This is a genomic window from Bacillus sp. ILBB4 (genome assembly GCF_035064545.1).
In the GTDB taxonomy this organism is placed as follows: domain Bacteria; phylum Bacillota; class Bacilli; order Bacillales; family Bacillaceae_H; genus Priestia.
On record NZ_JAIQVD010000005.1, the window covers coordinates 306,654 to 326,727 of the forward strand.

The following is a 20,074-nucleotide window of genomic DNA, read 5'->3' on the forward strand; positions in this document are numbered from 1 at the left end:
TTAGGAGGATCTCTATGACTATTGATACGAAATTACCATTTGATCAAGAGTACATCAGCAGCTTTTCAAAAGAAGCTAATGAACCAAGTTGGCTGCTAGATCTTCGCTTACAAGCTCTTGCGAAAGCAGAAGATCTTGCACTTCCAAAGCCAGATAAAACAAACATTTCGAAATGGAACTTTACTGCATTTGACAAGCACACTTCACAGGCAAGCACAATCTCATCTGTAGACGAGCTTCCAGAAGTGGTTAAAGCATTGATTGATACAGAAGCTGTTAAAAATCTATATGTTCAGCGTGACCAAACAGCAGCATATTCAACATTAACAGAAGAGCTAAAGTCTCAAGGCGTTATCTTCACAGATATTCAAACAGCTGCTAAAGAGCATAGCGACCTTGTTGAGAAGTACTTCATGAAAGACGGAGTTAAAGTAGATGAGCACCGTTTAACTGCATTAAACGCAGCGTTATTAAACGGCGGTGTATTTGTATACGTTCCTAAAAATGTAGAAGTACAAGAGCCGCTTCAAGCTGTATTTGTCCGTGAAGATGAAGAAGCTGCTTTATTCAACCATGTAATTGTTGTAGCTGAAGACAACAGCTCAGTAACATATGTAGAAAACTACATTGCTACTGCTGAAGAGTCAAACGGTGTTGTCAATATCGTGACGGAAGTATTTGCCAACAGCAATGCGAAAGTAACATTTGGGGCTGTTGACTACTTAGCTAAAGGTACAACTACTTATGTGAACCGCCGCGGCGTAGCGGGCAAAGATGGTCGCATTGAGTGGGCTTTAGGCTTAATGAGTGAAGGAAATACAGTTTCAGAAAATACAACGTATCTAATGGGCGACGGTTCATATGGAGATACAAAAACGGTAACAGTTGGACGTGGAGAGCAGTCTCAAAACTTAACAACAAGTATCGTACATTTTGGAAAACATTCTGAAGGCTACATTTTAAAACACGGCGTTATGAAAGAAAGCGCGTCTTCAATCTTTAACGGTATCGGTAAAATTGAACACGGTGCGTCTAAATCAAACGCTGAGCAAGAATCTCGTGTGTTAATGTTAAGTGAAAAAGCACGTGGAGACGCAAACCCAATTCTTCTAATTGATGAAGACGATGTAACAGCAGGGCACGCTGCATCTGTTGGACGCGTAGATCCAATTCAGCTTTACTACTTAATGAGCCGCGGTATTCCGCAAACAGAAGCAGAACGTCTAGTTATCCACGGGTTCTTAGCACCAGTTGTAAACGAGTTGCCAATCGAAACGGTTAAAAAGCAATTAACAGATTTAATTGAAAGGAAAGTTCGATAATGAATATCTCTGATATTCGTAAACAATTTCCTATTTTAGACCAAGAGGTAAATGGCAGCCCACTCGTTTATTTAGACAGTGCAGCAACTTCACAAAAGCCGCTTGCTGTAATTGAAGCAATTGAGAAGTATTATAAAGAATATAACTCAAACGTACACCGAGGTGTTCACACGCTTGGTACAAGAGCAACAGACGGATACGAAGGCGCTCGTGAAAAGGTTCGTAAGTTTATTAATGCAAAATCAACGGAAGAGATTATCTTTACGCGCGGTACAACGACAGCTCTTAATACAGTAGCTGCAAGCTATGGCCGTGCTAATCTCAAACCTGGTGATGAAATTGTGATTACTTATATGGAGCATCACAGCAACATCATTCCTTGGCAGCAAGTTGCCAAGGAAACAGGTGCAACGTTAAAATATATTTCATTAACAGAAGATCATGCACTTTCACTAGAAGAGGTAAAAAGCACGATTACATCTAACACCAAAATTGTATCGATCATGCAAGTATCTAACGTATTGGGTACAATTAACCCAGTAAAAGAGATTGCAGAAATTGCACATGCTAACGGTGCAGTAATGGTTGTGGATGGTGCACAAAGTACGCCTCATATGAAGGTGGATGTACAAGATTTAGACTGTGATTTCTTTGCTTTCTCTGGACATAAAATGGGCGGGCCGACTGGAATCGGCGCTCTTTATGGAAAGAAAGAGCTTCTTGAAAAAATGGAACCAATCGAGTTTGGCGGCGAAATGATTGACTTCGTAAACCTATACGAATCAACGTGGAAAGAACTTCCTTGGAAATTTGAAGGGGGTACGCCAATCATTGCAGGTGCAATTGGTTTAGGTGCAGCGATTGATTTCTTAGAAGAAGTTGGTTTAGATAATATTCAAGCACATGAGCACAAGTTAGCGCAGTATGCACTGGATCGCTTATCGCAAGTAGATGGAATTACGATCTACGGACCGAAAGAGCGAGCGGGTGTTGTGACGTTTAATATTGAAGATGTGCATCCGCACGACGTTGCAACAGTAGTAGACGCTGATGGAATTGCGATTCGTGCAGGTCATCACTGTGCGCAGCCGCTGATGAAATATTTAAACGTATCTTCTACTGCACGTGCAAGCTTCTATTTGTATAACACGGAAGAAGAAGTAGATAAATTGGTATCATCATTAATAAAAACGAAGGAGTATTTTACAAATGGCTTTTAATAATTTAGATACTCTCTATCGTCAAGTAATTATGGACCATTATAAAAACCCGCGTAATCGTGGAACGTTGAATGAAGATACTGTGAACATTCATATGAATAACCCGACGTGTGGAGACCGCATTGAACTTTCTTTAAAAGTAGAGGACGGCAAAGTGGCGGATGCAAAGTTCGAAGGTGAAGGATGTTCAATTTCAATGTCATCAGCTTCAATGATGACACAAGCAATTAAAGGTCAAGAAGTAGACAAAGCGTTTAAAATGGCCCATATCTTCTCTGACATGATGCAAGGTAAAGAGTATGATGATAGTATAGATTTAGGAGATATTGAAGCACTTCAAGGTGTAGCAAAATTTCCTGCGCGTATTAAATGTGCAACACTAGCGTGGAAAGCGATGGAAAAAGGTCTTAACGAACAAAAATAAGATCTTCATTCATTCCCAATCCTATCAAGTAGGGGGTAATAAAAGATGGCTAAAAAAATGCCAGAAATCGGCGATTATAAATATGGATTTTCCGATAAAGACGTATCAATTTTCCGCTCTAAACGCGGTTTAACAAAAGAAATCGTAGAAGAAATTTCTCGTATGAAAGAGGAACCACAATGGATGCTTGACTTCCGTTTGAAATCTCTAGAGCACTTCTACAACATGCCAATGCCACAGTGGGGCGGAGACATGGCAAGCTTAGACTTTGATGAAATTACGTACTACGTAAAACCATCTGAGAAGTCTGAACGCTCTTGGGATGAAGTTCCTGAAGAAATTAAACAAACGTTTGATAAACTAGGTATTCCTGAAGCAGAGCAAAAGTATCTTGCGGGTGTATCAGCTCAGTACGAATCTGAAGTTGTTTATCACAATATGAAAGAAGATCTTGAAGCACAAGGTATCGTATTTAAAGATACGGATACGGCGCTAAAAGAAAACGAAGATATTTTCCGTGAGCATTTTGGAAAAGTTATCCCGCCAACGGATAACAAATTCTCTGCACTTAACTCGGCGGTTTGGTCTGGTGGATCATTCATTTACGTACCAAAAGGCGTAAAAGTAGATACACCATTACAAGCTTATTTCCGTATTAACTCTGAAAATATGGGACAGTTTGAGCGTACGTTAATTATTGCTGATGAAGGCTCACACGTTCACTATGTAGAGGGCTGTACAGCACCTGTTTATACAACAAACTCCCTTCACAGTGCTGTTGTAGAGATCATCATCAAAAAAGATGCGTATTGCCGCTATACAACAATTCAAAACTGGGCGAACAACGTATACAACCTTGTAACAAAACGCGCGGTTTGTGAAGCAAACGCAACAATGGAATGGATTGATGGAAACATCGGTTCTAAGTTAACAATGAAATATCCAGCTGTTATCTTAAAAGGTGAAGGTGCACGTGGTATGACATTATCTATTGCCCTTGCTGGTAAAGGACAGCACCAAGATGCTGGTGCAAAAATGATTCACTTAGCACCGAACACATCTTCAACGATCGTATCAAAATCAATTTCAAAACAAGGCGGTAAAGTAACATACCGCGGTATCGTACACTTCGGCCGTAAAGCAGAAGGTGCACGTGCGAACATTGAGTGTGATACGCTAATTATGGATAATCAATCAACTTCTGATACAATTCCGTACAATGAGATTTTAAATGACAACATCTCACTTGAGCATGAAGCGAAGGTATCAAAAGTATCTGAAGAACAATTATTCTATCTAATGAGCCGCGGTATTTCTGAAGAAGAAGCAACAGAAATGATTGTAATGGGCTTTATTGAGCCATTTACAAAAGAGCTTCCGATGGAATATGCAGTAGAAATGAACCGTCTAATCAAATTTGAAATGGAAGGTTCAATCGGTTAATAATAGATCAAAACTCGTTTGCTGTTTATGCAAACGAGTTTTTTTGTATCGTTTGTATTAAAATAAAGAAAAGCGAAGCTAAGAACATAGAGGAGGAGTGGCATGATTTATATTGGAGTCACAGGCTGGGGAGATCATGATTCATTATATGAAGCGGGGGTTTCATCAAGAGACAAGCTTGCCGTATATGCAGGCCATTTTCCAATTGTTGAAGTCGATTCATCTTTTTATGCAATTCAACCAACATCAAATGTAGAAAAATGGGTGAACGATACACCGGAATCTTTTCGTTTTGTGGTAAAAGCCTATCAAGGTATGACAGGGCATATGAGAGAAGGAAATCCGTTTGATAGCAAAGAAGAAATGTTTCATGCATTTTTAGAATCAGTGAAGCCTTACGTAACATCGAATAAGCTTGGTATGATTTTATTTCAAATGCCACCCTGGTTTGACTGTACAAAAGAAAATGTAGCCTATTTGAGATATAGCCGCGAGAAGTTTGGAGATTTGCCAGTAGCGCTTGAGTTTCGAAATCAATCTTGGTTTAAGCCGTTTTTCTATGATAAAACGCTGACGTTTATGGAACAAGAGAAGTGGATTCACGGTATTTGTGATGAACCGCAGGCAGGAGAAGGATCTATTCCAATTGTGATTCATGCTACAGATAAACAGAAAACACTTATCCGTTTTCACGGACGAAACGTACACGGTTGGAATAAGCCCGCAGAAGGCAATTGGCGAGCAGTAAGGTTTTTGTATCGTTACAATGAAAAAGAGCTCCTAGAGTGGAAAGAACGGCTTGAAAAGCTGCAAAAACAAACGAAGGACATTTACCTGTTATTTAATAATAACTCCGGCGGAGATGCTGTACATAATGCCAAACAACTCATGAGTTTATTAAATATTGAATATGAAAATTTAGCTCCTAAACAATTAGATTTTTTTAATGAATTTTAGCACTGAGTCCTATAAAAGTTTATATAAATAAGGAAGAAGGAATATAAACGTCAAATAGGTAGAAAAGTATATGTAAAACCTCACTTTTTTCTTTCAAAATCATAAATTGATTAAGAAAGGAGTGAGTTACTATGATTACCTTAGCGCCTATCGTAATTGAAGGTCATACGTTTAATGCAGTTACCGTATTGCTGCCAAAAACAACTCTGTTAACAATCTCATCAGATAAAGGGTACATTATGTGCGGAGCACTAGACGTAGGTCTATTAAATGATAAATTAGCTGATCGTCAAATAATAGCTGGAAGAGCTGTAGGTGTACGTACAATTGAGCAGCTTCTTGAAGCGCCTCTTGAATCTGTAACGCTTGAAGCTGAAAAAAGAGGAATTTTTAAAGGAACAATTGGCAAAGATGCTTTATTGAAAATGCTTTAATATAGTGGGGAATTTAAGATAAAACTTTTTAAAAGAAGCGTGAACCTCCTTATACATGCATACATATAGCTTGTAAGGAGGGATTTTTTTTGGTTAAACTTCGTCGGAAATTAACAAGAAAAGGCCCGCTTCCTTTTCGCTACGTTCTGTTGCTCACCTTTCTTTTTTTTATGCTTTCCACAGGGGTAGGATTATGGCTAATTAATAGAGGGATTGAACCGACGTTAATGAAATATGCTGAAGCACAAACAAAAGAGATTGCAACTTTAGTTATTAATAAAGCGGTGAATAAACAGGTACTTGATCAACTGGACGTAGATGTTATTAAAGTTGAATCTACACCTAACGGTCAAGTAGCCAAAATTGACACAGCGCTTGTAAATCGGGTTAGAGCTCAGACTACGTCATTTGTTCAAGCTAATTTAAAAGAGGCAGAGAAAGGGAATTTAGATGCACTTGAACTTCCAACAGATATTCGTATTGAAAAAAATGAAAAGCTGCGCAATCAAGGAATTGTATACCAAGTTCCTCTTGGGCAAGCAACTAATAATGCGCTGCTTGGAAATCTAGGTCCGCTGATTCCGGTTAAATTTCATGCTATTGGTGACGTTCAAACAGACGTAGTGCGAAAAATCGAAGAATATGGAATAAATAATGCGTTTCTTGAAGTATCCATCAAAGTAAAAGTAAACATGCAAATCATTATCCCGTTTGCAACGAGAAAAACAACCGTTACGGCTACAATTCCTGTAGGAGGAACTGTTATCCCTGGAAATGTTCCTGATTATTTTAACGGTGGAAATTCATCTTCTCCGGCAATTGAACTTCCGAAGAAAAATTAACAATATTATATTAACGTGATAAAGTATTATTTAAAAAGCAGGTGCGGAAGTTCAAAAATACTTTCATATCTGCTTTTATTCATTGGAACATTTGTCTGAATTTTCTATAAAAAATATTTTGACATACTATTTTCTCCCTTCTATAATTTGAGATAGGAAGTTATAGAAATAATAATCTAAAAATTATAAAAATTCTCGTTGATGTATGATAAAAAGAGAGGGAATTACAGTGGAAAATAGGCCGCAGTGGGGATCAAGAGCAGGGTTTATTTTAGCAGCAGCAGGTTCAGCAATTGGACTAGGGAATATATGGAGATTTCCAGCCACTGCATATGAAAATGGAGGAGGGGCATTTTTTCTCCCTTACTTATTTGCTTTGTTGACGGCAGGAATTCCTATCTTAATCATGGAATTTGCTATTGGACATAAATATAAAGGTTCCTCTCCTTTATCATTAGCAAGACTAAGCCCCAAGGCTGAATGGCTAGGCTGGTGGCAAGTAGCTATTTCCTTTTTTATTTCGGTTTACTATTCCGTCATTATCGCGTGGGCAATGTCGTATTTTATCTTTTCATTTAAGTTAAGCTGGGGACACGATACGGAAGCGTTTTTATATGGAGATTACTTAAAGTTAGCTGAAGCACCAGGACAAACAGGAAGCCTCGTATTACACGTTTTAATTCCGCTTGTACTTGTATGGATTGTGACATTAGGTGTCTTATTAAAAGGAATCAAAAAAGGAATTGAAGCCGCAAACAAAATCTTTCTACCAACACTAATTATTCTATTTTTAGTCATTGTCATTCGAGCAGTTACGTTAGACGGAGCAATGGAAGGTCTGCATGCTTTTTTTAAACCAAACTGGAGCGCAATTGGAGATGGAAAGGTTTGGATCGCAGCATATGGTCAAATTTTCTTTAGTTTATCTGTTGGTTTTGCTATTATGATCACTTATTCCAGTTACCTTCCAGAGAAATCTGATTTAACTAATAATGCGTTTATTACTGGATTTGGTAATTCAGCGTTTGAATTACTAGCAGGAATCGGTGTGTTTAGCGCACTAGGTTTTATGGCTACTCAGCAAGGTATCCCAATCGATAAAGTAGTTCAGGGAGGGGTAGGACTAGCCTTTGTAGTTTTCCCGCAAATTATTAATGAATTTCCAGCGTTTAAACAGCTGTTTGGAATGTTATTCTTTGCTTCCTTAACATTAGCAGGATTAACGTCACTTATTTCAATTATTGAAACCTTCGTAGCAGGCATTCAAGATAAATTTACTATCTCACGTACAAAATCTGTATTAATAGGTGAAGGAATCGCTTCAATTTGCTCGCTATTATTTGCAACACAAGGAGGACTTTATTTCTTAGATGTGGTCGACTATTTTATTAATAACTTCGGAGTTGCTCTAGCAGGCTTAGTAGAAGTTGTATTAGTTGCTTGGGTATTTAAGCAGTTGAGCAGCCTTCAGCAGCATGCAAACGAAGTTTCTGATATCCGAATCGGTTCATGGTGGAAAATATGTTTAGGAGTAGTTACACCACTTGTACTTGGATACATGATGTTTGATAACTTCAGGAAAAATATTTCGGAAAATTACGAACAGTATGCAACGACTTTGGTAGGTCCTTTTGGTTGGGGTGTGGCAGCTCTTGCTGTTATTTTGGGAATTGCTTTTTCTTTTGCACGATGGGAAGATGGGACGCTTCGTTTGTCAGTTAAAGAGAAGGGGGTTTCTAAATAATGGATGGAAGTTCAATGACAATGATGGTTGTAGGGATGGTCATCATATGGGGCGGCTTGGCCGCAAGTATTGCTCATGCTGTGAAAAAAGCAAAAGAAAGTAAAGCATCAGGATAAAAAAACAGGAAGCATCAGCTTCCTGTTTTTTTATTTTTTCTTTAGTTCTAAACGATCATTTCGTTCCCACGTTCTTAACTGAGGATATGGGTCAAACGACCACTCATTTTTGCCGTTATCTTTATACATTCCATAGTGCAAGTGAGGAGGGAATTTCCCAGAAGTTCCAGGAGGTCCATAACCGGAACTTCCTACTCCGCCAATGAGTGTTCCTGGTTCTACAATTTGTCCTACTTTTAAATTTTTTGCAAATCCGCTTAAATGAGCTAAATAGTGATAGTTATTATGAAGGTCACGAATACCGATTCGCCAGCCTCCATATTTATTCCATCCTTTAAGCTCAATAATGCCATAGCAAGGGGATTTTACTGGAACTCCGTAATCTGCAAAAATGTCTGTTCCTTCATGAATTCGTTTGCCACCCCAGCCGCGCGCATCTCCCCATGTACTCCTGTAACTGTAGTTCGCACGGAGAGGCACCGGAAATGAAGAACCTTTTAAATCAATGCGACCGTAATGGCGAAAAATTTTGGCATTCCCTAAAATAATATCAACTGCTTTAGCCCGGTGATAATAGTTCCAAAGCGCAATTTTAATATAGTCTTCGGACACCCCGAACGTCCGAATATAATCTGCCATTGTAAAAAGCATATCTTCATCATTAAATTGGTCTGCTTTTTTGTCTCCGTTCCCATCTTTGCCCATTCCCCCGAGCAGAGAAATAGTAAGTGGGTTTGTATCTTCCAAATTCGGATTTAAAGAACCTGACCATTTTTCTGGAGGATAGTAAATGGCGATCGAGCCTTTTTCTCTTGGAATATCTTTATGGGAGCGTCGAATATTTCGTTCATACTGGTCGATCCCTGCAAAGTAATACCAAGGAATCGTAGTAGCGGCTTCCATTTGTTTATACAGCTCTAATCTCTTTTGAATAAGTATTTTTTCTTGATCTGCTGATGATTCAGCTGTTACGTGGTGCCATCCTGTGAATATAGACATGAACATAAAAAGTAAGATAATCGTTTTGCGCATCGTGTTTCCCCCTTTCTAAAAATAGTGTGTAATACTAGTTTGCAGCGAGAAAAAAGATTTCATAAATATTAATTAATGGAAATCGCTTCAAAACTTTTTTAAAGAATTTTATTCAGAAGATAAATGGAAATTATACGGAGGATGAAAACGCACACATTTGAATGGGAAATAGAAGAAAACTGAGGAAAATAAAGAGCAGACAACTTGTCGAATCTCACTTTTTTATGATAAAGTGACATATAGTTATGTTTTTAATATGTAGTTAAAATTAAGCATATAGGTTATAGACATTTTCTAGATTGGTGGAGTTGATAATATGGCAACAAAAGAAGAGCATGTCCGCAAACCCGAGTGGCTGAAGATTAAGCTAAACACAAACGAAAATTACACAGGCTTAAAGAAAATGATGCGTGAGAAAAACCTTCATACAGTTTGTGAAGAAGCAAGATGTCCGAATATTCATGAGTGTTGGGCTGTTCGTCGTACGGCAACTTTTATGATTTTAGGAGAAGTATGCACACGTGCCTGTCGTTTTTGCGCGGTTAAGACAGGTTTACCAACAGAATTAGATTTAGAAGAGCCAGAACGCGTAGCGGATTCTGTTCAGCTAATGAACTTAAAACATGCGGTTATTACAGTAGTAGCTCGCGATGATTTAAAAGACGGAGGAGCAAGCGTATTAGCTGAAACAATTCGTGCGATTCGTCGTAAGAATCCATTCACAACAATTGAAGTATTGCCTTCTGATATGGGCGGTGTGGAAGAGAACTTACGTATTGTAATGGACGCACGTCCTGATATTTTAAATCATAATATTGAAACAGTACGCAGCCTTACACCTCGTGTTCGTGCTCGTGCTAAATATGAGCGTTCTCTTGAGTTCCTTCGCCGTGCAAAAGAAATGCAGCCGGATATCCCTACGAAATCAAGTATCATGCTTGGTCTAGGAGAAACAAAAGAAGAAATTATTGAAACGATGGATGATTTGCGTGCGAATAATGTAGATATTATGACGCTAGGCCAATATCTACAGCCAACTAAAAAGCACATAAAAGTTCAAAAATATTACCATCCAAATGAGTTCGAAGAGCTAAAAAAAATTGCATTATCAAAAGGATTCAGCCATGTTGAAGCAGGTCCTCTTGTACGTTCTTCTTACCATGCAGATGAGCAAGTTAACGCTGCTGCAAAAAACAAAGCGCAAGAAAGCAAATAAGGTAAAAAAGGTGATGATATGCTCATCACCTTTTTTGTTTATTCCACCATATATTTGTCCGTCATCGGTTCATTCAATTCGTTTTTCTCTCTTCCATTTGCATCTTCTCCGCCGTTCATTTTACGCCCTTGGGGAGATTTCAGCATTTGTTGAATAACAGCATCGATTCGTTTTCTAGCATCATTCGTTTGCGTATTCATTTCACTGATATTTTCGATTTGGTCCATCTGTTTCGGATTATCTGAGACGTATACATGATAATAACGAGGAACTGCAGACATAGCTGTACGTTTTACCTGATCGGCTGCGTTATTCCGGTTTTTAGCATCTGTTTTATAAGCAACAAGCACATCTTTATCGGTTACTAGCGTAGCGGCTTGCTTAATATTTGGTATAGCGGTGCTCAGTTTACTAATATTGTCGGCTGCTTCTTCTCGATTAAATGTTCCTACTTGGTTCATATTGGAATTTTGTTCATTTGTGTTTTTAGTGTATCGAACATATCCATAATTTGTGCCGCTATTATTATTTGGATTATAATAATGATTAGGCTCGTTTACATTAATGGCATCTGGGTTGTTTGGTGATAAATTTTCATTTTCAGCTGTGTTTTTATTTTGACAGCCAATGGTTAAAATACTTGTTATCAAAGCGATTCCAAGAATAGATTTCTTCACCATTTCCACCTCCTGTAGTTAAATATCGTACGCCAGGTAAACCGGCGAACCTTCATGTGGAGCATAAAAGATCAGTAGGTATACCGATAAAACTCCTACAGGATTAGAGTGCTGCTTATACGTGAAAAATTTCATGTTAATTGATGGTTTCATCATCATAATTATGGTATGGTAAATTTTAAGAGAAGAGGTGTGAGCAATGGTCTGTATCAATAATATTTGTTATGAAGTATTAAAAGATGAGCGCGAGGCATTTAATGAAGAGGCGTTTAGAGGTCGCTTTATTGACGTGCTGAGCCGCTATGACTATATTGTGGGAGATTGGGGATACAATCAGCTTCGGCTGCGAGGCTTTTTTGATGACCGAAATCAAAAGGCAACGTATGATACGAAGATTAGTACGCTTCAAGACTATTTACATGAATATTGTAATTTTGGCTGTGCGTATTTTGTCTTAAAAAAAGTCCATAAGTAAAAAAAGGCAAGCCGAAGACACTAATTGTCCTTCATGCTGCCTTTTTTTTAGATGATTTCATATAAAAATTCGCGAAGTTCCTGACCGTCTTCACTGTTTAATTTAAATACTTCTTCAAGATAGTTTGGTTCTTCAAGGTCATCTTGTCCAATGATGGCAAAGCGTCCTCCTTGAATATCAAGAACAACTTGTTTGCCATAATAACGGTCGGTTTGGATAATAGCTAAATCAAATCGTTGGTTTTCGCCCATAAAGCTGACAAATCGGGTCTTTGTAGATACAACATCGTCATATAGATAAAAGCGTTCGCTCATAGGTATACTCCTTTCATAGGTTGTATTTGTATCATATCAAATAAGGTCAAAAACAAAAATGAATTTATCAAATGGATAATGGGTCATGATAAAATAGAACAGGAACCCCGTTTGTTTATGAAAAAGATTTATAGAGAGCTGACAACTAGGGAGGAAATAATATGTACTTTGTAGATCGTGAAAAAATAGAAGCCACGCTTGTTTTTTTTGATGAACACGTTCGCTTGTTTGCTGAGCATTCGAGCTGGAACACAGAAATAGAGAAAAAGGCATTAGAGAGAATTGTACACCTTCTAATTGAAAACGTTTTAGATGTAGGAAATGCAATGATTGATGGGTTTATTATGAGAGATCCAGGCAGTTACGACGATATCATTGACATTTTAGTTGATGAGAAAGTGGTTAAAAAAGAGGAAGAAACGCCATTAAAAGAGATCGTTCAATTGCGTAAAACCCTTGTTCAAGAATATGTGGATGTTAATCATCAGGATATTTATCAAAAAGTGATGCAGCATAAAGACGTACTGGCAGCATTTTCAGAGCGCGTAAGGACATATCTAGAGACAGAGTTAGGGCCTGTGTCTGCTTTTCGTAACTAAAGGCAAGCAAGTTGTAGTTGTATAAAAAATAAGCTATGATTTCAAGTATGAGACTTGAAAGGAGATCACACAACATGAAGGAATATAAAGGATATTTGATTGACTTAGACGGAACAATGTACAAAGGAACAGAGCTAATTGCCGAGGCGCGTGATTTTGTTATTAAATTAAAGGAAAAAGGAATTCCTTATTTATTTGTAACAAACAACTCTACAAAAACGCCCGATAAAGTAGCTGAAAAGCTAGAGGCATTTGGCATTCCTGCAACAGAAGAGCAAGTTTTTACAACGAGCCAGGCAACAGCTAATTATTTACACGAACGCAAAGCAAACGCTTCAGCTTATGTAATTGGTGGAGAAGGAATCCGACATGCGCTGCTTGAAAAAGGATTTACCATTGAAGAGGAAGATACGGATTTCGTAGTTGTTGGTTTGGATCAGGAAATTACATATGAAAAATTAGCAAAAGCATGTTTAAACGTTCGAAACGGCGCCTTTTTTGTTTCAACGAACGGAGATATTGCGATTCCTACTGAAAGAGGCTTACTGCCTGGTAATGGATCTATCACGTCCGTTATTACGGTTTCTACTCAAACAAATCCAGTATTTATTGGCAAACCAGAAAGTATTATTATGGAGCAAGCCCTTGAAGTCATCGGTACGCCAAAAGAAGAAACAATCATGATTGGTGATTACTATGATACAGATATTTTAGCAGGGATGAATGCAGGCTTAGATACATTATTAGTCCATACAGGGGTAACAACAAGAGAGTTACTAGAGGGATATGAGAAAAAGCCAACTTATACGGTAGATTCACTAAAAGAGTGGATGGAGAGAATTTAAAAAGCTGTCAATTGACAGCTTTTTTTGTTTTTTAACCTATTCTTGACTGGCAGCCCGGTGCGCTAACCGGCTAGAAGCAGCAGCGGCAATTGCGCCTACTAAATCATCTAAGAAAGTGTGGCACTCTCCAGTCGATTTATCGTTTAATCGTTCTAGAATACCCGGCTTTTGTTTATCAATATACCCGTAATTGGTAAAGCCGATTGATCCGTACACATTTACAATCGATAATGCTAAAATCTCGTCGATACCGTATAAACCTTCGTCTTTCTCAAGAATATCCAACAGAGGCGGCTCAATCACTTTTTTTTCTGTGAGGACATCTAGTTGAATACCCGTTAAAATAGCATTTTGAACTTCTCGTTTAGAAATGACGCGCTCAACGTTATATAAACAGTCTTCAATTGTTAAGTTTGGGTGATACTTTTTTTGCAAGTAATAGACCAGTTCAGCAATGTCTGTAAGAGCCACGCCGCGTTCTATTAACCATTCTCTTGCTTTTTTTTCTAACTCACTTTGTGTATGTTTTTTCTCCAAGTATCATCACCTGTTTTCTATATATTTTTAAGTCTAAAGTTGTTTCATACTACTAACCCGGAGTAAATAACTATAAATGGTGTATTTCTAATCTATTCATTCCTCCGTAAATATTATGACAAGTAATGTTGTTTTCCATCATATAATTTCTTGAATGAATGAAGAGAGGGATTAAAATGATACAAACCATTTATGAGCATTACGGATTACGTCCAAATGAATTTATGCCCGTTGGTAAATTTGAAGGTTTCCAGTATCGAGATATTTTATATACAATCATTAATGTAAAGCAAATGGAACAAGACGAGTTAAATGAACTATATCAAATGAGTCAATTTCTGATGGGCCAAGGTGATCGCCATGTGGCAACATTTATGCCTAATTTGAATGGTGAAATGATTACAGAAACTGAAACTGAAAAATTTATCATTTGCCGCTGTCTTGCGGAAGAGAAAAACCCCAACTTTTCACCTGGGCACGAGCTAGCTGTTTTTCATCAAAAAGGGAGGCTGTTTCCTTATGAAGTGGAAAAAGCAAACCGGCTAGGGCAATGGAAGTCCATGTGGGAGAAGCGTCTCGACCAGATGGAGCAATTTTGGTATGGAAGATTACGTGCTTTGCCTAATCAAGAGATGGAAAAACGTTTTTTAGAAACTTTTCCTTATTACCTAGGATTAACGGAAAATGCTATTCAATACCTAGTAGACACGGAAATTGACGATTTGCCTCGTTCAGTTGACGCTGCGACGATTTGTCATCATCGGTTCGGGCAAAAAACATGGGGGGAAGACTACGTTTACAAGCTCCCAGCAGATTGGGTCTTTGATCATCCGAGCAGAGATATAGCTGAATATATAAGGGAACAATATTTATTAACATACGCTGTCGATGAAAGGCACATGCATCAGTTTTTAAGTGAATACGAAAAGGTAAATCCGCTTTCTTCTTTTTCATGGAGACTGTTATATGCTAGACTTCTTTTTCCCGTTCATTATTTTGAGGTCATTGAAGGGTATTACAGTGTACAAGATGAGCGGCAAAAACAAAAGTATTATGAGAAGCTGGAAGGAGTATTAGCTCATTCTTCTCACTACGAAGCTTTTCTGAAGCGCTTTTACCAGTCGGTGGGTATCTCAACGTCTCGTTATCACATTCCTGAATTAACATGGATTCATTAAAAAGCGATTACTATAGAATATGATAAAATAGAAAAATAGGTGTTGGATAATCCAAACCTGTTTTTCTATTTTGTTTTTGTGCATGCAGTTTAAAAAGGATAAAGAGGTGGCGTACATATGGACAAGCCGTTTGTATTTATTACGAGAAAAATACCGAATGAATTAATCGAACCTTTAAAGGCAGTAGCGAATGTGGAAATGTGGGATAAAGAAGATGAGGCAGTCCCTCATGAGCTGCTTTGTGAAAAAGCTAAGCACGCACATGCTCTATTAACAATGCTTTCAGATCGTATTGACAGTGAATTGCTTACGCAAGCTCCTCATTTAAAGCTTGTAGCTAACTTGGCGGTCGGATTCGATAATATTGACGTAGAAGCGGCAACTGAACGAGGAATTATCGTTTCTAATACCCCCGATGTTTTATCTGATACAACAGCAGATTTAACGTTTGGTTTATTAATGAGTGTAGCTAGACGTTTAGTAGAAGCTGCTGGATATGTGAAAGAAAATCAGTGGAAAAGCTGGAGTCCATTTTTGTTAGCGGGTAGAGATGTTCATCATAAAACATTAGGTATTGTTGGAATGGGGAAAATTGGAGAGACGCTTGGGAAACGTGCTACAGGTTTTGATATGGAAATCTTGTACCACAATCGAAGCCGCAACCTTCAAGCAGAAAAAAAGCTCAATGCAGTTTACTGTGAGTTAAATGAGCTGCTTGAACGATCTGATTTTGTTGTTTGTTTGACACCGTTAACGGACGAAACCAAACATTTATTTAATGCTTCAGCATTTGAACAGATGAAAACAACTGCGATTTTTATTAATGCTTCAAGAGGAGCAGTGGTTGATGAGCAAGCATTGTTACATGCGGTTCAATCCGGGGAAATTGCTGGAGCTGGCTTGGATGTATTCGATCAAGAGCCTATTTCTGCTTCTCACCCTCTTCTTCAATTGCCTAATGTTGTAGCTCTTCCTCATATCGGCAGTGCGAGTATCGAAACGCGCACGGAAATGATTTCTTTATGTGTTAAAAACATTAAAGCAGTACTTACAAATGAGTCTCCCATTACAATTGTAAATAAAGAAGCGTTTGCGAAAAAATCATAACAGAAAAAGGCAATTTCATTTCGGTGAAATTGTCTTTTTTTTATTAAAAAACAGTGAGAGCCATGTTATGATAATAAAATGAAATATTTTAAAAATTTACATTTATCTTTATATACCAATTTTTTTAACGAGTTTACGAGAAAAGATGGCAAGTAAACCTTGTAAAAAAGAAAAATAAGGTCTATAATGTCCTCTATAAGAGAACAAATGTATACGTAGAAAGAACACAGAGGTGAGGAATATGACAAAAAGTATTTCAGTAGGATTATTAGGGTTAGGAACGGTAGGAAGCGGAGTAGTCAAAATTATTGAAAATCATCAGGATAAATTAAGTCATCAAGTCGGGTGTCCTGTAGAAGTTAAAAAAGTAGTAGTTAAAGATATTGATAAGAAACGTGACGTAGAAATCAGTGAAGATAAATTAACAACGAATGTTGAAGACGTTTTACATAACGCGGAGATTGACGTTGTCATTGAAGTAATGGGTGGCGTTGAAGAAACAAGAGATTATATCTTAACAGCCCTTCGTAATAAAAAGCATGTTGTAACGGCAAACAAAGATTTGATGGCAGTTTACGGCTCAGAATTGTTAACAGTAGCTTCTGAAAATAACTGTGATTTATTTTATGAAGCAAGTGTAGCAGGCGGTATTCCAATTCTTCGTGGATTAGCAGATGGATTAGCATCTGATCGTATTACCAAAATGATGGGAATTGTAAATGGTACAACAAACTTCATTTTAACGAAAATGACAAAAGAAGGAAGTGCTTATGATGAAGTGTTAAAAGAAGCGCAGGATTTAGGATATGCTGAAGCGGATCCCACTTCTGACGTAGGTGGTTTAGATGCTGCTCGCAAAATGGCAATCTTGGCTACACTAGGATTTTCAATGAAAATTGACTTGGACGATGTTCGTGTTCAAGGTATTACAGAAGTAACGGAAGAAGACTTGCAATATAGTAAACAATTAGGCTATACGATGAAACTGATTGGATATGCACATCGTGACGGCGACAATGTAGAAGTTAGTGTTCAGCCAACTCTTTTAGCAGACACACATCCTCTTGCTTCAGTAAGCGATGAGTACAATGCTGTATATGTATACGGAGAAGCTGTTGGAGAAACGATGTTTTATGGACCGGGGGCAGGAAGCCTGCCAACTGCCACTGCTGTCGTATCAGATTTAGTAGGTGTTATGAAAAACATGCGTTTAGGTGTGAATGGTAAAAGTGCGGTAACGCCTCAGTATCCAAAACAGTTAAAAGCAGAAGATGAAATGTTCTCGAAGCATTTCTTACGTATTCATGTTAAAGATCAAGTTGGAGCATTTGCAAAATTAACAACACTATTTTCAGAGCGTGGCGTGAGCTTCGAAAAAATTATTCAACTTCCTGTGAAAGGAAGCGAATTAGCTGAGATTGTTGTTGTTACACACAAAACATCTCAAAAAGATTATGAGGAAATCCTTCAGCAGCTTCGGGATTTACCAATTGTAGAAAATGTAAAAAGCAGTTACCGCGTAGAGGGAGTTGGCACAGTATGATGTGGAAAGGTCTATTAGCTGAATATAAAGAGTTTTTACCTGTAACAGAGAAAACACCTATGCTTACACTACATGAAGGAAATACACCTTTAATTCATCTTGCTCATTTATCAAAAGAGCTAGGCATTGATTTACATGTGAAAGTAGAAGGGTTAAATCCAACGGGGTCATTTAAAGACCGCGGAATGGTAATGGCTGTAGCAAAAGCCAAAGAAGAAGGAAGCAATACGGTTATTTGTGCATCTACAGGTAACACATCCGCAGCTGCAGCAGCTTATGCATCACGCGCTGGCATGCGCTGTATCGTTGTTATTCCAAATGGAAAAATTGCGATGGGGAAATTAGCTCAAGCTGTTATGTATGGTGCAGAAATTGTAGCAATTGAAGGAAACTTTGACCAAGCGCTTTCTATGGTTCGTAAGCTGAGTGAAACATCACCGGTTGCACTTGTAAACTCTGTAAACCCATATCGTATTGAAGGGCAAAAAACAGCTTCTTTCGAGATTTGTGAACAGCTTGGAAAAGCGCCTGACGTTTTAGCTATCCCAGTGGGAAATGCAGGGAATATTACAGCTTACTGGAAAGGATTCAAAGAATACAGTGAGCGTCACCAAACGTCTCTTCCTCACATGCACGGGTTTGAAGCAGAAGGTGCAGCCGCGATCGTGCGTAATCAAGTTATCGAAAATCCAGAAACAATTGCAACGGCTATTCGAATCGGAAATCCAGCAAGCTGGGATTATGCTGTAAATGCAGCAAAAGAATCAAACGGAAAAATTGATGAAGTAACAGATGAACAAATCTTAGAGGCATATCGTACAATTGCACGCAAAGAAGGTGTATTTGCAGAGCCAGGTTCTTGCGCTTCAATAGCTGGTGTGTTTAAAGATGTAGCTTCTGGTAAAATTGCAAAGGGTTCAACGGTTGTAGCTGTATTAACAGGTAACGGATTAAAAGATCCAAACGTAGCAATCGATGCTCATAATGTAAAGCCAGTGGTTTTACCAAATGATGAAGAAAAGGTATTTGAGTATATCCAAGGTGTCGTTGCTTCATGCTAGAAAATGAGCGTTTTGTCATTACGGTCCCAGCTAGCTCTGCTAATTTAGGGCCAGGATTTGATTCCATTGGAGTGGCTTTATCTCGTTACTTAAGATTAACAGTAGAGCGTCATGAGGAATGGATTTTTATCCCTGAAACGAAAGAAGTGCAAAGTATTCCTACAGGTACAGATAACTTAATGTATGAAGTGGCACAAGACGTGGCTCGTCAATTTAACATTGATCTTCCAAGTGCGAAGGTCTCTGTTTGGAGCAACATTCCATTAGCAAGGGGACTTGGAAGCAGCGCATCGGCTATCGTAGCTGGAATCGAGCTGGCTAATATACTGTGTGACTTGCGTTTATCAAAAAGAGAAAAGCTTCGCATCAGCAGCTTAATGGAAGGACATCCCGATAACGTCAGCCCGTCTATTTACGGCGGAATCGTTGTTGGTTACCATCATGAAAATGAAACATATATTGCTCAAATACCTGAATTTGATGTCGATATCGTGATGGCTATTCCAGAATATGAATTAAAAACAACCGATGCTCGTGATGTGCTGCCTTCGGATATTAATTATCGCCACGCAGTAGAAGCTGGGGCAATAGGGAACATGCTAGTAGCGGCCCTGTTAAATAAAGATTTACCTCTGGTAGGCGAATTTATGGAGAAAGATTTATATCACGAACCTTATCGTATGAGGCTAGTGCCAGAGCTTTCTCTTGTGCGAAAAGAAGCAAAAGCTCTCGGCGCATACGGTGTGTCACTAAGCGGAGCCGGTCCGAGTGTATTATGTTTAGCACCAAAAGGAAAAGGAAAAGCGATTGCTGAACATATGTATGCTTTACTGCCGAACTGCGAAATAGATGTTTTACAAATTGATCGCAAAGGTGTATTTGTAGAAGCTGAAGTCACAACGAGTTAATAAAAAAATCCTCATTCATTTGAATGAGGATTTTTCATTCGCAAGCCCCAATAAAATGGGAGGTTGCTTTTATAATAAAA

22 protein-coding genes are annotated in these 20,074 nt (G+C 38.3%); 18 read left to right on the forward strand and 4 right to left on the reverse strand.

Going from position 1 to position 20,074, the window contains the following annotated elements; genetic code table 11:
* The first annotated feature begins 14 nt into the window (after window positions 1-14).
* The 9 genes from sufD (at window position 15) to LAV82_RS22470 (ending at window position 8,502) form a co-directional block, all read left to right on the forward strand.
* On the forward strand, window positions 15-1,322 hold the full coding sequence (gene sufD / locus LAV82_RS22430) for a Fe-S cluster assembly protein SufD (RefSeq protein WP_014457887.1): 1,308 nt from the start codon (window positions 15-17) through the stop codon (window positions 1,320-1,322).
* Window positions 1,322-2,542, forward strand: a complete 1,221-nt coding sequence (locus LAV82_RS22435; protein ID WP_013059645.1) for a cysteine desulfurase — start codon at window positions 1,322-1,324, stop codon at window positions 2,540-2,542. The genes sufD and LAV82_RS22435 overlap by 1 nt, the downstream gene beginning before the upstream one ends.
* Entirely contained in the window at window positions 2,532-2,966 is a 435-nt protein-coding gene (gene sufU / locus LAV82_RS22440; protein WP_211078557.1) for a Fe-S cluster assembly sulfur transfer protein SufU, read from the forward strand. Before LAV82_RS22435 ends, sufU begins: the two co-directional genes overlap by 11 nt.
* A 45-nt stretch (window positions 2,967-3,011) precedes the next feature.
* Window positions 3,012-4,409: a Fe-S cluster assembly protein SufB gene (gene sufB, locus LAV82_RS22445; protein WP_013059643.1), complete on the forward strand. Its 1,398-nt coding sequence runs from the start codon at window positions 3,012-3,014 to the stop codon at window positions 4,407-4,409.
* A gap of 102 nt (window positions 4,410-4,511) precedes the next feature.
* Entirely contained in the window at window positions 4,512-5,366 is an 855-nt protein-coding gene (locus tag LAV82_RS22450) for a DUF72 domain-containing protein (protein WP_013059642.1), read from the forward strand.
* A 131-nt stretch (window positions 5,367-5,497) separates the two neighbouring features.
* Window positions 5,498-5,800 (forward strand): YunC family protein, encoded by a 303-nt coding sequence (locus LAV82_RS22455; protein WP_013059641.1) that lies wholly within the window; start codon window positions 5,498-5,500, stop codon window positions 5,798-5,800.
* Window positions 5,801-5,889: 89 nt separating this feature from the next.
* Window positions 5,890-6,642 (forward strand): sporulation protein YunB, encoded by a 753-nt coding sequence (yunB, locus tag LAV82_RS22460; RefSeq protein WP_013059640.1) that lies wholly within the window; start codon window positions 5,890-5,892, stop codon window positions 6,640-6,642.
* Window positions 6,643-6,871: 229 nt separating this feature from the next.
* Window positions 6,872-8,386 carry a sodium-dependent transporter gene (locus LAV82_RS22465; protein ID WP_499716906.1) on the forward strand — a complete coding sequence of 505 codons (1,515 nt, stop codon included), beginning with the start codon at window positions 6,872-6,874 and terminating at the stop codon, window positions 8,384-8,386.
* Window positions 8,386-8,502, forward strand: coding sequence for a methionine/alanine import family NSS transporter small subunit (locus tag LAV82_RS22470; RefSeq protein WP_107918137.1), 117 nt, complete (start codon window positions 8,386-8,388; stop codon window positions 8,500-8,502). Before LAV82_RS22465 ends, LAV82_RS22470 begins: the two co-directional genes overlap by 1 nt.
* 30 nt (window positions 8,503-8,532) lie before the next feature.
* Here LAV82_RS22470 and LAV82_RS22475 read toward each other — a convergent pair whose 3' ends face one another.
* Entirely contained in the window at window positions 8,533-9,534 is a 1,002-nt protein-coding gene (locus tag LAV82_RS22475) for a M23 family metallopeptidase (RefSeq protein WP_013059638.1), read from the reverse strand.
* A 316-nt stretch (window positions 9,535-9,850) separates the two neighbouring features.
* Here LAV82_RS22475 and lipA point away from each other — a divergent pair, with 316 nt between their 5' ends.
* A complete protein-coding gene (lipA, locus tag LAV82_RS22480) occupies window positions 9,851-10,750 on the forward strand; it encodes a lipoyl synthase (RefSeq protein ID WP_499716907.1) in 900 nt (299 codons plus the stop codon).
* 38 nt (window positions 10,751-10,788) lie between these two features.
* On the opposite strand, the gene LAV82_RS22485 is transcribed toward lipA, so the two are convergent.
* A complete protein-coding gene (locus LAV82_RS22485) occupies window positions 10,789-11,430 on the reverse strand; it encodes a YhcN/YlaJ family sporulation lipoprotein (RefSeq protein WP_211078554.1) in 642 nt (213 codons plus the stop codon).
* Window positions 11,431-11,626: 196 nt separating this feature from the next.
* On the opposite strand from LAV82_RS22485, the gene LAV82_RS22490 reads away from it, so the two are divergent.
* Window positions 11,627-11,902: a YutD family protein gene (locus LAV82_RS22490; RefSeq protein ID WP_013059635.1), complete on the forward strand. Its 276-nt coding sequence runs from the start codon at window positions 11,627-11,629 to the stop codon at window positions 11,900-11,902.
* A gap of 47 nt (window positions 11,903-11,949) precedes the next feature.
* On the opposite strand, the gene LAV82_RS22495 is transcribed toward LAV82_RS22490, so the two are convergent.
* Window positions 11,950-12,216 carry a DUF3055 domain-containing protein gene (locus LAV82_RS22495; RefSeq protein ID WP_013059634.1) on the reverse strand — a complete coding sequence of 89 codons (267 nt, stop codon included), beginning with the start codon at window positions 12,214-12,216 and terminating at the stop codon, window positions 11,950-11,952.
* 161 nt (window positions 12,217-12,377) lie between these two features.
* Here LAV82_RS22495 and LAV82_RS22500 point away from each other — a divergent pair, with 161 nt between their 5' ends.
* Together LAV82_RS22500 and nucF are read left to right on the forward strand one after the other, a co-directional pair.
* Window positions 12,378-12,815: a DUF86 domain-containing protein gene (locus LAV82_RS22500; RefSeq protein ID WP_013059633.1), complete on the forward strand. Its 438-nt coding sequence runs from the start codon at window positions 12,378-12,380 to the stop codon at window positions 12,813-12,815.
* Between the two features lie 74 nt (window positions 12,816-12,889).
* The gene (gene nucF / locus LAV82_RS22505) at window positions 12,890-13,660 is read left to right on the forward strand and encodes a 5' nucleotidase NucF (protein WP_013059632.1); all 771 of its coding nucleotides are present in this window, start codon (window positions 12,890-12,892) and stop codon (window positions 13,658-13,660) included.
* Between the two features lie 36 nt (window positions 13,661-13,696).
* Here the strand turns inward: nucF and LAV82_RS22510 are convergent, their stop codons facing one another.
* Window positions 13,697-14,197 carry a phosphatidylglycerophosphatase A family protein gene (locus LAV82_RS22510; protein WP_013059631.1) on the reverse strand — a complete coding sequence of 167 codons (501 nt, stop codon included), beginning with the start codon at window positions 14,195-14,197 and terminating at the stop codon, window positions 13,697-13,699.
* A 176-nt stretch (window positions 14,198-14,373) separates the two neighbouring features.
* Here LAV82_RS22510 and yutH point away from each other — a divergent pair, with 176 nt between their 5' ends.
* From yutH to thrB, 5 genes are all read left to right on the forward strand, one after another.
* The gene (yutH, locus tag LAV82_RS22515; RefSeq protein ID WP_013059630.1) at window positions 14,374-15,375 is read left to right on the forward strand and encodes a spore coat putative kinase YutH; all 1,002 of its coding nucleotides are present in this window, start codon (window positions 14,374-14,376) and stop codon (window positions 15,373-15,375) included.
* Window positions 15,376-15,492: 117 nt separating this feature from the next.
* Complete coding sequence (locus LAV82_RS22520; protein WP_013059629.1) at window positions 15,493-16,482, forward strand: 2-hydroxyacid dehydrogenase; 990 nt, start codon at window positions 15,493-15,495, stop codon at window positions 16,480-16,482.
* 241 nt (window positions 16,483-16,723) lie between these two features.
* On the forward strand, window positions 16,724-18,025 hold the full coding sequence (locus LAV82_RS22525; RefSeq protein ID WP_013059628.1) for a homoserine dehydrogenase: 1,302 nt from the start codon (window positions 16,724-16,726) through the stop codon (window positions 18,023-18,025).
* Window positions 18,025-19,086, forward strand: coding sequence for a threonine synthase (gene thrC, locus LAV82_RS22530; protein ID WP_025752680.1), 1,062 nt, complete (start codon window positions 18,025-18,027; stop codon window positions 19,084-19,086). The genes LAV82_RS22525 and thrC overlap by 1 nt, the downstream gene beginning before the upstream one ends.
* Window positions 19,080-19,994 carry a homoserine kinase gene (thrB, locus tag LAV82_RS22535; protein WP_499716908.1) on the forward strand — a complete coding sequence of 305 codons (915 nt, stop codon included), beginning with the start codon at window positions 19,080-19,082 and terminating at the stop codon, window positions 19,992-19,994. The genes thrC and thrB overlap by 7 nt, the downstream gene beginning before the upstream one ends.
* Window positions 19,995-20,074 lie beyond the last annotated feature (80 nt).